9 protein-coding genes are annotated in these 16,338 nt (G+C 42.7%); 7 read left to right on the top strand and 2 right to left on the bottom strand.

What is annotated here, in order from left to right; all coding sequences use genetic code 11:
• Positions 1 to 102: 102 nt before the first annotated feature.
• The 5 genes from WC676_03995 to WC676_04015 all read left to right on the top strand — a co-directional run bounded on the left by WC676_03995 (position 103) and on the right by WC676_04015 (position 11,362).
• The gene (locus WC676_03995) at positions 103 to 324 is read left to right on the top strand and encodes a DUF167 domain-containing protein (GenBank protein MFA5059769.1); all 222 of its coding nucleotides are present in this window, start codon (positions 103 to 105) and stop codon (positions 322 to 324) included.
• Between the two features lie 32 nt (positions 325 to 356).
• A complete protein-coding gene (locus tag WC676_04000) occupies positions 357 to 809 on the top strand; it encodes a GatB/YqeY domain-containing protein (GenBank protein MFA5059770.1) in 453 nt (150 codons plus the stop codon).
• 16 nt (positions 810 to 825) lie between these two features.
• On the top strand, positions 826 to 1,629 hold the full coding sequence (locus WC676_04005) for a polysaccharide deacetylase family protein (protein MFA5059771.1): 804 nt from the start codon (positions 826 to 828) through the stop codon (positions 1,627 to 1,629).
• Positions 1,630 to 1,658: 29 nt separating this feature from the next.
• Complete coding sequence (locus tag WC676_04010; protein MFA5059772.1) at positions 1,659 to 4,955, top strand: hypothetical protein; 3,297 nt, start codon at positions 1,659 to 1,661, stop codon at positions 4,953 to 4,955.
• A 182-nt stretch (positions 4,956 to 5,137) separates the two neighbouring features.
• The gene (locus WC676_04015) at positions 5,138 to 11,362 is read left to right on the top strand and encodes a right-handed parallel beta-helix repeat-containing protein (GenBank protein MFA5059773.1); all 6,225 of its coding nucleotides are present in this window, start codon (positions 5,138 to 5,140) and stop codon (positions 11,360 to 11,362) included.
• A 26-nt stretch (positions 11,363 to 11,388) separates the two neighbouring features.
• Here WC676_04015 and lpxB read toward each other — a convergent pair whose 3' ends face one another.
• Positions 11,389 to 12,528, bottom strand: coding sequence for a lipid-A-disaccharide synthase (lpxB, locus tag WC676_04020; protein ID MFA5059774.1), 1,140 nt, complete (start codon positions 12,526 to 12,528; stop codon positions 11,389 to 11,391).
• Positions 12,501 to 13,481: a Gfo/Idh/MocA family oxidoreductase gene (locus tag WC676_04025; protein ID MFA5059775.1), complete on the bottom strand. Its 981-nt coding sequence runs from the start codon at positions 13,479 to 13,481 to the stop codon at positions 12,501 to 12,503. Before WC676_04025 ends, lpxB begins: the two co-directional genes overlap by 28 nt.
• A 53-nt stretch (positions 13,482 to 13,534) precedes the next feature.
• On the opposite strand from WC676_04025, the gene WC676_04030 reads away from it, so the two are divergent.
• Both WC676_04030 and rpsB read left to right on the top strand, forming a co-directional pair.
• Complete coding sequence (locus WC676_04030; protein MFA5059776.1) at positions 13,535 to 15,328, top strand: ABC transporter ATP-binding protein; 1,794 nt, start codon at positions 13,535 to 13,537, stop codon at positions 15,326 to 15,328.
• 120 nt (positions 15,329 to 15,448) lie between these two features.
• Entirely contained in the window at positions 15,449 to 16,306 is an 858-nt protein-coding gene (gene rpsB, locus WC676_04035) for a 30S ribosomal protein S2 (GenBank protein MFA5059777.1), read from the top strand.
• Positions 16,307 to 16,338: the final 32 nt, after the last annotated feature.

Below are 16,338 nucleotides of genomic sequence, written 5' to 3' on the forward strand. Positions count from 1 at the left end.
GCCGCTGGTTGCGCGTTTTCGTATTGCGCACAATAAAGATGTCCACAATGACACCTATTGCATAAATAGGTGTTTTTGTTTAAAGCTAAAAAAGGATCTTAAATGCGCGTTGATATCAAAGTAATTGCCGGAGCAAGAAAAAATCTCGTCAAAGATGATGACGGGGTTTTGAAAGTATATTTGACCGCTCCCGCCGTTGACGGAAAAGCCAATAAGGCCCTTTCAAAAATTCTTTCCGAGCATTTCTCAGTTTCCAAAAATCGCATTGAAATCATAAAAGGATTGAAATCAAGGCATAAAACAATTAATATAATAGAAATTTAACGTTCCGTATTTTATTAATGAAGGGTGGAATTATGACGCTGGAAGAACAAATTTCGAACAACTATAAACAGGCGATGAAAGATAGAGATACGGCCAAGTCGGCTGTTTTAAGCTTCTTGCGCGCTCAGCTTAAAAATATGGTGATCGATAAGCGGGTTGAGAAGCTGGACGACGCGGATGTTATTGTGGTCATTAAAAAGCAATTAAAACAGCAGCAGGATTCTTTGGAACAATTTGAAAAAGGCGGGCGTGCGGATTTGATCGAGAAGCAAAAATTTGAGATCTCCGTCCTGAAGGCTTACTTGCCCCCGGAAATGTCTGCGGATGAATTGAAAGTTTTAGTTGACGAAGCTGTCAAGGAATCCGGCGCAACAGCAGCCAAAGATATGGGAAAAGTTATGAAAATCATTTTGCCCAAAGTTGCCGGCAAAGCAGACAGTAAAGCCGTAAGCGATTTAGTCAAAGAAAGACTTTCGCGGATCTAATTTTTTTATTTCATCTATGCGCAAGAAATTATTTATTGCTCTTTTTAGCCTGCCCGTTATTGTCATTGCCGTCTTTTTATGGCTTTCTTCCTCTTACGTTGTTCCGATCATGATGTATCACAGTGTTAATGATGCCGGAAGATCTGAAAACCTTATTCCCACTTACCACCACCAATCCACAGGCAATACCGTTAGCCCGCAGAATTTTTCCAAGCACATGGAATATCTTAAGGCCAATCGCTATAACGTCATTTCTTTGGAAGAATTTATTGATGCCATTAAAACCAAGCGTCGGCTGCCGTTTAAAAGTGTTGTCATCACATTTGACGATGGATATGAAGATAATTATATTTACGCATTTTCGGAATTAAAAAAGCATCAATTTCCGGCGACGATCTTTGTTCTCGTCACTACAGTTGGGCAAAAAGGGTGGTTGAGCTGGGATCAAATAAAAGAAATGGAAAAGCAAAATATTTCTATCGGAAGCCACACGGTCAGCCATACCTATTTACCGGATGGCGATGAAGATAAACAGCGGTTTGAGATCACGGAAAGCAAGAAAATATTAGAAGAAAAATTAGGACGAGTGGTCAATGCGCTCGCGTATCCTGCGGGTGGGTTTACGGAAAAAACGAAAGAGATCGCGCGCCAAGCCGGCTACAAAGGCGCTTGCACGACCAATCGCGGCTATGATCGTCTCAACAAAGATCTTTACGAGATTAAGCGAATTCGCTTTAGCAATAAGGATTACCCCTTAAGCATCTGGCTGAAGCTTTCGGGGTTTTATAATATTTTTAGGTCTTCCAAAGATCCGTACTAACGCATCAATCAAAAGCGAGAAAACGAAATATGAAAAAAGTAGGCAGCAGGCCAAAAACTGAAAAGTGTTATTTAGACGCGAAAAATCGTTTTGTCATCGAAGATTATAATCAGGCGGCGGAATTCAGCAATTTCTTTCCCGGTGTTGCAGGGGCCTGGGGAATTCCGATGTGGTGTTTTTACGTTAATCGCGGCCAGGGAATTACCAGTTTTGGCATTGAAGGCAAAGATAAAGCCATTATGGAATTTCAACCCGCCAATAAAGCATATCGGCTAACCTCTTTGCAAGGTTTTCGAACCTTCATCAAAGTTAGATCCGGCGCCAAGTCGGTATTTTATGAGCCATTCCAAAACCCATCGCTCCAGAATCAATTTTCCATTCGCCAACGCATGGCGATCACATCGCACGACTTAACATTAGAAGAAGAAAACTTGAGCTTAGGTTTATCGATTAGCGTTAATTATTTCACGCTTCCCGAAGAACCTTTTGCCGCGTTGGTTCGTAGTGTAGAGGTCAAAAATATTTCTCGTAAAAGAATTGACCTTGAGGTCATTGACGGGATGCCGATCATTATTCCGCACGGATTTACCGATTGGTTATTAAAAAATATTCCGCGCACAGTTGAGGCATGGGTTAGGGTCAGCAATCTTGAACAAAAAGCCCCGTATTATAATTTAAAAGTGGTTGTTTCTGACAAGCCCGCCGTTTCTCATATCACGGCCGGGAATTTTTATTTCGGATTTAGCTCTGATGGCAAGAAAAATAAACTTCTGGATTGCCTCACTCATCCTAGTTTGATATTCGGCTCTTCGGCGGATTTCATGAGGCCGGAAGTATTCTTAAGTGAAAAGAAGTTTAAAGTTCCGGCTAAACAATTTGCGCAAAATGTGACGCCTAGCGCCATGAGCTTTGCTGCGTTAAGCCTTGCTTCTCACGAAGAAAAGAAAATTGTTTCGTTGTCAGGGCACACCCACAGCGTCAAGGATCTCAATGAGATCGTCCGCAAGGTAACTTCGGGCGGCTATATCGAGCGAAAAGCCGAACAGAATAAAGAGATCACTAATGAAATCAAGAACTATGCGTTTACGGCAAGCGCCTCCCGGGAATTTGACCTTTATTGCGAACACACCTTTTTAGATAATGTCTTGCGCGGAGGGCTTCCTTTATCTTTCAAGACGGACAAAGGAACGGTTGCGCTCAATGTTTTTAGCCGCAAGCACGGAGATCCGGAGCGTGATTATAATTATTTTGTCTTTACGCCGACATTTCTTTCGCAGGGAAATGGCAATTACCGCGATGTTAATCAAAACCGGCGCAATGATGTTTGGTTCAATACGGATGTGCGCGATTCCCATCTGATCAACTTTCTAAATCTTATCCAGCCCGACGGTTTTAATCCGCTCACCATCAAAGGCGCTGTTTTTTCGGTCACGGATACGCAAAAACTTGACGGTGTCCTCAAAGAATGTGCCTCTTCAAAAGATATTGAACACATCCATGGGCTTTTAAAGAAGAATTTTCTGCCGGGGTCACTTATTACATCGATCGTTCACCGTGGAATTCGTCTTAATGTCTCCTCGGAAGAATTTTTGAGAAAAGTTTTAAGCTGTTGCCGGTCGCATGAATCCGCGGAGCATGGCGAAGGATTTTGGACGGATCACTGGACGTACAATCTTGATCTGATCGAAAGTTATTTAGGCGTTTATCCGGAAAAGCTCAAAGAACTTCTTTTGGAAAAAAAGGTTTTTACATTTTTCCATAATTCTTTTTACGTTGTGCCGCGTGATAAGCGTTATATTACGACGGCGCATGGCTGCCGGCAGCACCACGCGGTCATGGATGGGCGCGGCGAAGTTAAGGCCGAAAGAAAAGATAATGTTTTAAGGATCGAAAACGGTAAAGGCGATATTTATTCGACCGGACTCGTCGGAAAATTGCTTTGCCTGATCGCCAACAAGGCCGCGTCATTTGACCCTAGCGGTTTAGGACTTGAGATGGAAGCCGAAAAGCCTAACTGGTATGATGCCTTAAACGGCTTGCCGGGTTTGTTGGGTTCGTCGCTTTCGGAGACATTGGAATTAAAACGTTTTTGCGCATTTTTATTAACATCATTGGACCAATTATCGGTGCGCGATGATCAGAAATTTCTTGTCTTCAGTGAACTTTCGCAATTCATTTCTAACCTCGCCGATGTTTTAAGGTCGTCCGGCAATCATTTTTCTTATTGGTCGCGGTCTAACGACATTAAGGAACACTATCGTTTAAGTGTTCGTTTCGGCATTAGCGGGGAAGAAAAAGAGATCTCAGCTTCTTTTATTAAGGAATTCTTAAAGCTTATTGTTGAAAAAGTTGATGACGCGCTTAAACGCGCCAAGGATAAAAACGGCCTTTGCGCTACTTATTTTGCGCATGAAATAACGAAGTTTGAAAAATTGCAGCATTCCAACTCTGATGGAGATGGCCATGTGCGGCCCTTGGAATTCAAGGTTCATCCGCTTCCGCTTTTCTTAGAGGGTTTTGTCCATGAATTGCGCGTTCAAAACGACCGGGAAAAAGCCAAAGACCTCTATCGTAAAATACGTCAAAGTGCCATTTTTGATAAAGAATTAAAAATGTATAAGGTCAATGCCAGCTTAGAAGGGGAATCCGAAGATATTGGGCGTACAAAAGTTTTCCCGCGCGGCTGGTTGGAAAATGAATCCATTTGGATGCATATGGAATATAAGTTCCTTCTGGAATTATTGCGTAATGGGCTTTATGAAGAGTTTTATGAAAATTTAAAAAATACCGCTGTGCCTTTCTTAGATCCAAAAATATATGGCCGCAGTATTTTGGAAAATTCCTCTTTTATCGTCAGCAGCGCTCACGATGACAAAAATTTACACGGGCGCGGGTTTGTGGCTCGCCTAAGCGGAACGACCGCCGAACTCTTGCATATTTGGATCTTGATGAATATCGGAGAAAAACCTTTTAGTGTTAATGTAAAAGGCGAATTAAGTTTGCAATTTCGGCCTGTTTTGCCGGGATGGATTTTTTCGGGTGAAGAAAAAACGGTTGATTATTTTAGCGCCAAAAAATCCTGGCAAAAAATAACCTTGCCGAAGAATTCTTACGCGTTTAATTTCCTGAATTCCGCACTTGTGGTTTATCATAATCCAAAGCGCCGGGATACGTTCGGGAAGAATTCCGCGAAGATCGAAAAAATCCATTTATTCTACTTTGGCAGTAAAACCCCCATCGTCGTTAATTCGACAATCATTGCGCATAAATATGCGTCTGATATCCGCGATAAAAAAGTAGAGCGGATTGACGTATTTTGGAAGTAAAAGCTGTACATTATTTTACTTCTAAATATGAGCAAAATCCTAAAATATAGGCCCTTTAAGGAATCTATGTCAATTGTTCTATAAGCTGTTGAAATATAACAACTTAAGTATCAATTTGGCTTTGCTATTCTTGTAAATATCGGGCATACTTATACTAAGGTATGCTTAGGAAATCCAATTCCATGAATAATAAAGAAACTACTTACAAAATAATGAAATTTGCTTACCCAAAGGCGATATTTTTTGTGCTGATCGCCTTTTTTGTGTTTTTTGCAAATCCTTTAATTTCGGCGGGGAGCGATGATAATGAGAGTCTTGCGGTCACCAACTTAATAAGATTAAGCCATCCTGGCTATGCGATGAATAATACTTTTTATGGCACCAAAAATCCTCTTAATGCTGACCAGACAAGAATCTTAATGTATGAATTAAGTAACACAACCAATAGCTCCGGTAATGGACGGGCGAATGTTTGGGGATTTATTGATCAATCAGAATGCCAAGCGCATAGCCCAACGCCTTGCTTGTTGAATTGGCAAACAGAAGATGAGTATAAACAGGCGGCAAGGCCCTTGCCGACTATTGACAATACTGGCGCGCATCGTTGGAAAGTGGGAACGATTTTTTGGAGCCCGCTCGAAAGCGAAAAAGATGTTCTTTACGCTATTCCGAATGCCGAAATATATCATGTTTACAAAATTAACGTAACGGACGATTCCGTAACCCAGCTTGCCAGTTTTGACCCCAGCGATGGAACAGATGTCAGTGGTACGGAATGCTATGGATTCACCGATCGCAATACGTTTCGCTGCTCTTTTAAAGATAATGATTGGAGCACAGGCGGTTTTGAATTTGACGTTACGAATAATACAATTCTTCAGATCAGCCCTAGTTATTTTTCTGCCGTTTTGGATCCGGCTCGAGAATTTTGCCAGGCTCATCCCGGTAGTCCTTTGCCCGATGAGTATTATGGTTATCCGCATACCGGCAGTGGGCATAATGCCCTCAGCCAAAATAAACAGCATCACGCTATTGGGTATGGCACCAGGCCGGTAGGTGTTTGGCATTTTCCCACATGTACTTTTTATCCCGACAATACCCGTTCTGCCAATTATCCGCATGAGTTATTTTGGTATTATCCTAGCCATGTGACCTGGGCTAATGAACAGTCAGGCTATTTCTTTAGTGACAGTCCAAATTCTTTTTATGGTTCTAGTCAGCGTAGCGGCCATAATACGCAACCGTGGTTAAAGACCGTTTCTTTATTTCAGATATTTTTTGACCGATCAACGGAAGTTTTTGATCATCATCATTTAATATCTTTTCAAACCGCAGGAAAATGGAATGAATTACATCCTGAGACTTGCGAAGCGTATGATGAAACGGCTCCCTGTGCTTACAACTGGACGTATAGCCCCTTGCCGTATGTTTCCAAAGATGGACGGCGATTATTTTTTACCAGCAGCATGGGGAAATATAGCTACACGGATCACAATCTTAAAGGCGTAACGCCGTATGGCGGAGCGGGGCTTTTTATGGCTGTTCTGGCTCCGGCAAGCCAAGTGGATGAATGTATTGATAATGATAAAGACGGCTTTGGTCAGAATTGTGTTTTAGGTGATGATTGTGATGATAATGATCATTACATCCATCCTAATGCAAGCGAAGTTTATGACGATAGGGATAATAATTGCAATGATGTCAAAGATTGCTCTGAAGATCCCAATTTGGTTTGTGCACCAAGAAATATTTATGTGGATAAGAGCAGTATGGGCGGTGCTTGCGATGATGGGCGCTCTAGGGGAGATAGTAGTCTGGCAACACCTTTTTGTACCATTCAAAAAGCGGCCGATGAAGCTTTACCCGGAGATTCCATTCTTATTAGGGCGGGGACATATAAGGAAAAAAGCCTTTTGATCGATAAGGGCGGGGCGGGCCCTGAGCATCGAGTAACTTTCAAGCCTTATGGAGCTGAATCAGTGACCATTCGACTTGGGGAGCATTACGATTCAGGCTGGGTTAATTCAGATAATGGTATTTATTCTAGAGATTTCTCCGGCAGCGGCTTTGACTTAACGAGTCTTAAGGCGATCGGGGAAAATTCCTATGGGCTTTTAGCGGCGGCTAATTTAGCTGAATTGCAAAGTGCCGGTTTTGCGGCAGGGCAAGATGCTTTTTACGTCGAGACAACGAACAACACTGTTTACTTAAGGTTGGTAAATTTAAACCCGGAAAATGTATTTTTTGTGGATCGAGAGTCGGTTATCAAAGTGCAAAGCCCCTTTGTGACATTTGAAAACTTGAATATAGAATATGCGTATCAAGGATTTAGAGTGACTTTGTACGGTGTATGGGACGATTATGCTGAACACGGGCATTATTTTACATTAGTGAATAGCCGGGTTAGAAATACATACTACGAAGGTTTGTATAGCGACCGGGACCATGTCATTATTGCGCGCAATCATTTCTCTTTTGCGGGAGTACCGGTCAAGTGGGACAGCGGAACCTTAGAAATTAATTACGATGCTACAGCTGTCGCGGCTAAGGGCGATTATGCCTTGATCGAAAATAATATTATCCAAGATACCGTGACGTCGGTTGACTATCGATCTGATTCTCAGCCTCCCGGCTACGCGGTGCGAAACTTCATCATACGTAACAATAATTTAAAAGCTAGAGTAGTGGGGTCAGGCTTGGATGGTCTTTTTTATAATAATATTGTTTACGTTCCCGATGGCGTTGCGTTTTCCTTATATTATGAAACTAAAAACAATGGCGTTTATAATAATGTGTTTCATTCTTCCTCGGGTGTTTTATTAAGCAGGTATGGGGCGTCAGAGTACGTTGACTTCAGAAATAACATTATTTTAGGTACGAACAATGGACGCTGTATGGATTTTGATCAGGGGTTAATTGGGACGTTCACGCTTGATCATAATGTTTATTATAATTGTTCGAAATATTATCGAGCGGATGAAGAGATCGGCGGAGGATTTTCCGGTTATAAAAATTTTATGGTTGGCTATAATCAGGAACAAAATTCTTCCAACATTAATCCCTTGCTAGGCGCTGATACTTATTATCCGGCCGCGAATAGCTCGATCATTGATGAGGGAATTCAGCTAAGCTCCTTTAATCAGGATGCTCGGGGGGTTTTAAGGCCTTCTGGCGAAGCTTGGGATGCCGGTGTTTATGAAATGGTGGCTGGTACTGTTTGCGGAAATGCTGTTATTGAAGCAGGCGAACAATGTGATGACGGAAATTCTTCAGGCGGTGACGGCTGTTCGGCTATTTGCCAAGTCGAACAGGGGTATCTTCCGTCTCCGATTTGTTCCAACTCGATCGTTGAAACCGGAGAGCAATGCGATGATGGAAATTTAATAAACGGTGATGGCTGTTCTGCCGTCTGCCAAACAGAAGAACCGTTACCGCCGGTATGCTCCAACTCGATCATTGAAGAAGGCGAACAATGTGACGACGGAAATATCATTGATGGTGACGGTTGTTCATCTCTTTGCCAGACGGAAGAGGCCAGTCCGTTTCTAACTTTCTTTGTTGACGCCAGTTTAAGCGCGGATTGCTTAGATAATAATTATGATCCGTCTACGCGTAGTTGCGCCGGATCTTCGACGGGTTACAAGGGCTGGCGCAGTCCGGCTACGGCTTTGATCGCCATAAAGAATTTGCAAAATAACAATACGATCGTAACAGGCGGGCATACGATTTATTTTCGTGCCGGAACGTATCGTGATTATTTAACCGATGTCCATTGGCCGTCCGGAGTGGAAGGAAAGCCTAATAAAATAGAAGGATATCAAAACGAAGAAGTTATTTTGTCAGGTACAAATATTAAAACAGTTTGGGAAGATATGGGCAATGGCGTTTATCGCACTGTTTTAGCAGGCAGTGAAGATGTTAACAGAGGAGTTTTTGAAGACGGCCAGGCTTTATATAGCGCCAGATTTCCGGAAGATTATCGAACAAGATTAGCTAGCTCAAGCAGTGACGATGGAGACAATGATCTCAACGATGGATTTACGCGTTATGGTTTGGTCGATTGCGATCTCAATCAACTTCCCGATGAGAAAATTATCGGCTCTTGGGCCGAGATCATGACAGAATATCTTTGGAAAAAGAAAGCTAAGATCGTCGATTACGACCGGGATTCCTGCGAAGCAGTATTCTCTACTTCGATCAATCCTATTGAAAATAATTTCCTGGAAATAAATGCGGACGGAACTTATAAAAATGGAGATCCGTCCAATGACAGCCCTTATCGGTTAGTTGATAATCTTAATTTGCTCGACACGCCCGGAGAATATCTTTATCAGTTCGGTGCGCTTTCGAGCGATCCGGACTATGTTTATGTTCGGCCTTTATCCCAAGAAGCTCCGCAAAATCATACATGGGAAGTATCGAGCAGGTCTGTGGTTGTCATTTTTCAACAGAATTCTCACCACATAGAATTTAGAAAATTTAACCTTCGTTTTGCGGGAGCTCACGGTTTATATGTGCATACGACCGATACGCCGGAATTGTTCCCAAATCACTTGGTCTTCGACAACCTGCATGTTTACAATAACGGCTCATCCGGAGTTTATTTTTATTCGTATAACAGCCATCTTGTTTTTGAGAATTCTTTGGTTGAGAATAACGGAGGGATAGGTCTTTTTTACGTCGGGCCGAATTTTGGTCCTAATGACAGCCAGTATCATCCGGTCAATTCGCAGATCCGCAATAATCAATTCATTAACAATATCAGCTGCGGCACGCTGACTTACTATACCAAAGACCTTGTTTATCATGATAATTATTACGAAGGCAATGGTTTGTTCAATCTAAATTCGGCCGCATCTATTCATGATTCGTCCGATATTGAATTCTATAATAATCACATCGTAAGAAACGGCGGTAACGGTATTTTGCTGGAAGGCCGTCCTACCTATCGCGTCTTGCGTGTCAATATCCATAATAATTTGATCGAAGAAGCGGCTTATTTGTCTCCGGCTTGGGTGACGGGTATTTGGCTCTCAGATACCGACAGCTCGCTCGTTGAGAATAATATTTTTCATACCCCTAACGGTGTAGCTTTGCATGTGGATTCCGGAAGAGATAACCGGGTGATCTATAATCAATTTTTAGATATTTTTGATAATGTTCCGACGATCACTTATGGCGCGGTGTTGTTGGAAAATGCCGACTCTGATTCAAGGGAAATTACATGGCCGTACAGCATTAATAATACGATCGCCCACAACATTTTTATGGGTAGCTTTAAATATGGTTTGAAAGTATACGCTGATTTTGAGGATGAAGAACCTTATGGCTCCAATGTTCGCGAGAATACCGTAGCGAATAATATTTTTTATTCGACATCAAGCGGTAAGGTTATTCCGACTTCTCTTCAATACGATGTTGACCATAGCTTAAATACTTATAACAACAACATCTATTTTGCTCCCAATGCCAGCGAAATAAAATTTGTTTATCAGACTTTAGGCAACCAGGCTACGGCAGAATTTAATTTTGCTGATTTTCAAGAATTCTCCGGGCAGGAAAATAATTCCGCGGCCCTCGATCCGCTATTTACAAATTTCAATGACGGCGACTTTACGTTGCTGCCCGGATCACCGGCGATAGATAATGCCATGCTTTTATTAGACATCAATGATCTGGATTATCGAGGGGTGGGCCCGGATATCGGTGCTATCGAATTTGCGTCGGCCCCTCTGTGCTCTAATTCTATTGTTGAAGAAGGCGAGCAGTGCGACGATGGAAATCTAGCCGACGAAGATGGATGTTCGTCTACGTGTGAAGTGGAGCCTCAGCCGATCTTTATCAATCCGCCGCCGGGCAATAGTGAACCTGAGCCAATTCAAGGAAATCAGTCCGTTGGCCAATCTCAAGTTTCATCCGATAGCCAGGTTTCTCAGCGAACAACTGAGAGCAGCAGTGTTGATTCTTCGCAACAAGCGCCGATCGGATTTCCTGATTCCGATCGTTCCGGTAGCGTTTCTTCTAAGCAGAATGCGCGGCAAGATGCGGCATTTAATTCAAGGAAAACTGTTTTTCCGGATCTCAACATAGCTGTTCCCGAGAATGAGCAAGGTCAATCGCTAGAGACTGCGGCGAACTTATTGGGGGCTAAGCATCCTCGTGTTTTTGGCCCCAAAAATCTAAAAATTGGAACAGGAAAAAATACTCCGATTTCTTGGAAAGAAACAGCAAGCAGCTATAGTGACAAAGCTAATGATGAGCTTAAAAAAGATAGTTTGAAGGGTTCTGCCGCAAAAACACCGCATAAAACTTCAGCTGTGCCAATGTCTGCCGTAGCGATGAGCATTATTTTCCTTTGTGCTCTCGCGGCGATGGTCATTTTCTTGAGGAAATCTATTAAGAAATAATTTCGACCGAAATTTTAAAAGCGGATTTAGATAATTTTTAGAACGGATTCTGCCGCGCGCCGGCTGGCACCGGGCTCACCGAGGGAAGATTTCACAAAGCCAAGAGCGCTTTTGATCTGGTTCATCTTAAATTCATTGGATGAAATGCTTTTGAGTTCGTTGGCAATATGAACCGCTGTCGCTTCAAATTGTATACATTCCGGAACGATTTTTTGTCCCGCCACGATATTGACCAGCCCGATGCAGGGAATTTTCACAAATAATTTCGCCAGCATCCAGGTCAAAAGCGATGTTTTATAAATAACGACCATCGGTTTTTGTAAAATGGCTGTTTCCAGCGTCGCTGTTCCGGAGGCGACCATACAAATATCGCACGCGTTAATTCCAACATAAGTTTGGTCATCAATGATCTTGATCGGGAAATTGTAATGACGGATAGGGTGTTCTAAAACGCTCTTGCTGATCGTGGATGCTCGCATCAAAAGAAATTGTAATTTTTGGTTTTGCTGGTAAAGAATATTGGCGGCGCCTAACATCACCGGTAAATGTGTTTCCACTTCCTTTTGACGCGACCCGGGTAAAAGCCCGATGGTTAATTTATTAGTGGCGAAATTAATAGAGCGAAAAAGCATATCGCGCGAGACCTGGACGTTGATCATATCCAGTAAAGGGTGTCCCACAAAATCCGCATCAATGCCGTGTTTTGCGTAGAGTTCTTTTTCAAATTGGAATAGAACAAGCATTTTGTCCACGCATTCTTTAATGAGAGCTACGCGGTCTTCTTTCCACGCCCAGATCTGTGGGCTAATATAGTAAATAACTTTAACACCTTTTTTCTTTAGTTCGCGGGCCAGGCGTAAATTAAATCCGGGATAATCAACGAGGATAACGGCGGTAGGCTTGATCTCATCTATTTTTGCTAAGACGAGATTAAATATTTTCTTGATCTCGCTAAAATGTTTTAAAACTTCCACAAAACCAACGACCGCCAGATCGGTGATGTCCGCAAAAAGCTTAACGCCGCTGGCGCGCATTTTTCCTCCGCCCACGCCTGAAAAAATAATGGAAGGATCAAGCAGTTTGATTTCATCAACTAAGCTGGCAGCATGCATATCACCGGAAGCTTCGCCGGCAATAATTAGGATATGTTTTTCTTTGGAGTCCATATTTTTTTGATGATCTGAAGGGCGACTCTTAGCGCTTCGGTGCCTTCAACACCGGAAACGACCGGTTGTTGATCGCCGGCAATGCAATCAATAAAAGATTCCAGCTCTTTTTTGAGCGGCTCTTCTTTTTCAATAGGCAAGGCGTGCTTGGAGATGAGCTGGTTGTGCTTTTTATAGATGAAGGCTTCTTGCTTGGGATAATCTAAAGAAATATAAGTGTCGGGAAGGAAAATGCGTATTTTTCGGGTAACATCGTCGGAAACACGGCTGGCGGTCAAGTTGCAGACGCAACCGTTTTTAAAGGTGATGCGGGCATTGGCGATATCTTCCTTATCTGTTAAAACCGGAACGCCGATAGCCTGAATATCTTTAATAGGAGCATTAACCAATCCTAAAATAATATCAATGTCATGGATCATGAGATCCATCACGACGCCGATATCCAAAGAACGGTTGGGGAAATGGTTAAGCCGATGACATTCGACAAATAAAGGATTCTTAGCTAGGGTTTTGATCGCTTCAAACGCGGAATTAAACCTCTCCACGTGGCCCACTTGAAGCTTAAGGTTGTTTTTTTGAGCTAAAGCGACCAGTTTCTCGGCCTCTTTAACTGTTGTGGTGATAGGTTTTTCGACTAAGGTGTGAATGCCGTTATTTAGGAAATCTTTCGCGACTTTAAAATGATTAATGGTAGGAACGCAAATACTGGCGGCGTCGATTTTCCCGGCAAGATCACGGTGGTCTTTAAAGAAGGGAATTTTATATTGCTCAAAAAGTTCTTGGGCTCGCTCTGCTTTTGTATCGCAAATACCGACCACATTAACTTTTTCGGAAAGTTCTTGATAGACTTTTAAATGGCGAGAACCCAAATGCCCAATGCCGATAACTGCCACATTGATCTTTTTCATTGGCTGACTATAACAAATCTTTCCGCAAAAGTCAAATGAGGCCATGGGCATAAATCGCTCGACAAAAGTTTATCGCTATGCTAATATGCCCCCCAAACATGAAAAATTATTTTAAGCTTTTGCGCTTCTTAAAGCCCCACTCCAAGACATTGGTTTTGGCCTCTTTTTTTATGTTCATTTCCGCTATCTTCGACGGAGTTCAGCTGTCTTTGATGGTTCCTATTACCGATAAGATCCTCAGCAAAGGAACGATCATCTTGCCCGGTAAGGCCCCCGAATTCATCACAAATTTGATCGATCAAATTAACGCGACTCCTTCCATGACATTATTGTGGGTTATGGCGGTTGGCGTTGTTGTGATGTTCATCCTGAAAGGGTTTTTTGGTTTTTGGTACGGGTATCTGATGAACGATGTTTCTCAGAAAGTTATGCGCGACATCCGTTTTCAGCTTTACGAAAGAATTCAAACTCTATCATTGGAGTATTTTGGAAAGAAACGCAGCGGGGAGTTGATCGCGCGCATTACCAATGATGTGCAGGTGGTTGAAAACGCGGTTTCTTACGGCATAACGGATTTTATTTATCAGACATTTAAAGTGATCATGCTGACGGCTATTTTGTTCTTCATCTATTTTAAGTTGGCTGTTTTGACTTTTCTTTTATTTCCCCTTATTGCTTTGCCAATGCGCCAAATAGGCAAGAGATTGCGCAAACTTTCCAAGAGTTCCCAAGAAAAAATGGCTGACATCAATTCTTTTCTCATCGAAACAATTTCCGGCGTGCGCATTGTTAAGGCATTTTGCATGGAGTCGTATGAGATCAAGCGCTTTGCGCAGCAAAATCAGGATTTTTATAAGATAAAAATGAAAGGGTTGCAAAGAAGCCTTTTGGTCAATCCGATCACCGAGCTCGTTGGTGTTTTCTGCGGCGTTGCGATCTTCTGGTGGATGGGCCGCCAAGTGATCGCCGGCAGCGTGTCGTTTGGAATTTTCGGGTTTTTCTTCGGCTCTATGATGTCTTTGATCAATCCTTTAAAGAAATTGGCCAATGTCAATGCTTTAACACAACAAGCTTTAGCGGCTAACGAACGTATTTATGATGTCTTAGAATCCAAACCAACGGTTGTTGAGTCGCCGGATGCCAAGCAGATCGGGATCATCCGAGATCGCATAAAGTTGCAGGATATCAGCTTTCAATATGATAAAGAATCCGGCGATGTTCTTAAAAATATCAACCTGGAGATCAGGGCTGGCGAGTTGGTGGCTATTGTTGGCCCGACGGGAACGGGGAAATCAACCCTGGTTAATCTTATCCCGCGTTTTTATGATCCGTCTTGCGGTGTTGTGATGATGGATGGGGTGAATTTACGAGATGTGAGCTTCCAGTCTTTGCGCGGGCAGATAGGCATCGTGACGCAGGAAACGATCCTTTTTAATGATACGGTCCGCAATAATATTGCTTATGGTTACTTGGATGCTTCACTCAAGGAGATCGAGTCTGCCGCGCAAAAAGCCTTCGCGCATCAATTTATCATGGAAATGCCTAGCGCCTATAACACGATTATCGGTGACCGAGGGTTTCGGCTTTCCGGAGGGGAAAAACAGCGTATCGCGATCGCCAGGGCTATTTTGAAAAATCCGCCGATTTTGATCCTGGATGAGGCTACTTCGCAGCTAGATTCAGAATCGGAACGGCTTGTCCAAGAAGCACTGGATAAGTTGATGAACGAAAGAACGGTTGTTTGTATCGCTCACAGGCTTTCCACCATCAAAAAAGCCACAAAAATCGTGGTTTTGAATGAGGGGCAAATTGTGGGCTTAGGGACGCATGAGGAATTGCTTAAAACCTGCAGTCTGTATCAGAGACTCTACGAAACGCAATTTCAGATGTAAGCTTTTGGCCAGAAATCCGCCGATTTTCGCTTAAATCCCGAAGAAATAAAAAGTTGCAAAAAAAACGATTATTGGGTATACTACTTCAACAAAAATTCAAGAATACAAAACGGAGGAGTAATGACTGACGAATTAATTAAACAACTTTTGGAAGCGGGTGTCCATTTTGGGCATCAGACAAAGCGCTGGAATCCGAAAATGAAGAAGTACATTTTCGGGCAAAGAAGCGGTATTTACATCATTGACCTTGAGAAAACAGTCGAGTGCCTTAATAAGGCGCGTGATTTCTTGCATGGCATTGCCTTAAAAGGGGGTAATGTTCTTTTTGTCGGAACAAAAAAGCAAGCTCAGGATGTTATGGAGGCCGAAGCGACACGTTGCGGTATGTATTATGTTAAGTATCGCTGGTTGGGAGGCCTGATGACCAATTATCAAACAGTTAAGAAATCCGTCGAGAGAATGAAGGCGATCGAGAAGATGGCGGAAGACGGAACGTTTGAAAAATTGACCAAAAAAGAAGTTGCTGTACTCAATAAAGAAAAAGATAAATTATTGCGCGATCTTAAAGGGATCCGTGACATGGGCATGCGTTTGCCGCAGGCCATTGTCATGGTTGATTCCAAGAAAGAAGAAATCGCTGTTCGCGAAGCCAGCCGTCTTAAGATTCCTATTGTTGGGTTCATTGATACCAATTGCGATCCGGATTCCATTGATTATGTTATTCCCGGCAATGATGACGCCTTAAAATCTATCCGCCTCGTTGTCTCGCTTTTGACGGATAGTATCATCGAAGGAAAGAAAGAATTTGCGGTCGGTGAGCGGGTGAAGGCAGCGGCTGCCGAAGAAGAGGCCAATGCCGCCAAGGAAGAGGTCGCTATCTTACCTGAGGTTTTAGAATCATTCGAAGAAGCCCCGGAATTAACGGCTGAGCAAAAACGCGGGCCTACCAAGGTTCGTTTAGGCCGAGATAAGAAATAGTTTTTCCAAAGATTTTAAGCTATTTTAAGATA

The sequence above is a fragment of the Candidatus Omnitrophota bacterium genome, from assembly GCA_041649175.1.
Taxonomy (GTDB): Bacteria; Omnitrophota; Gorgyraeia; order Zapsychrales; family JBAZNR01; genus JBAZNR01.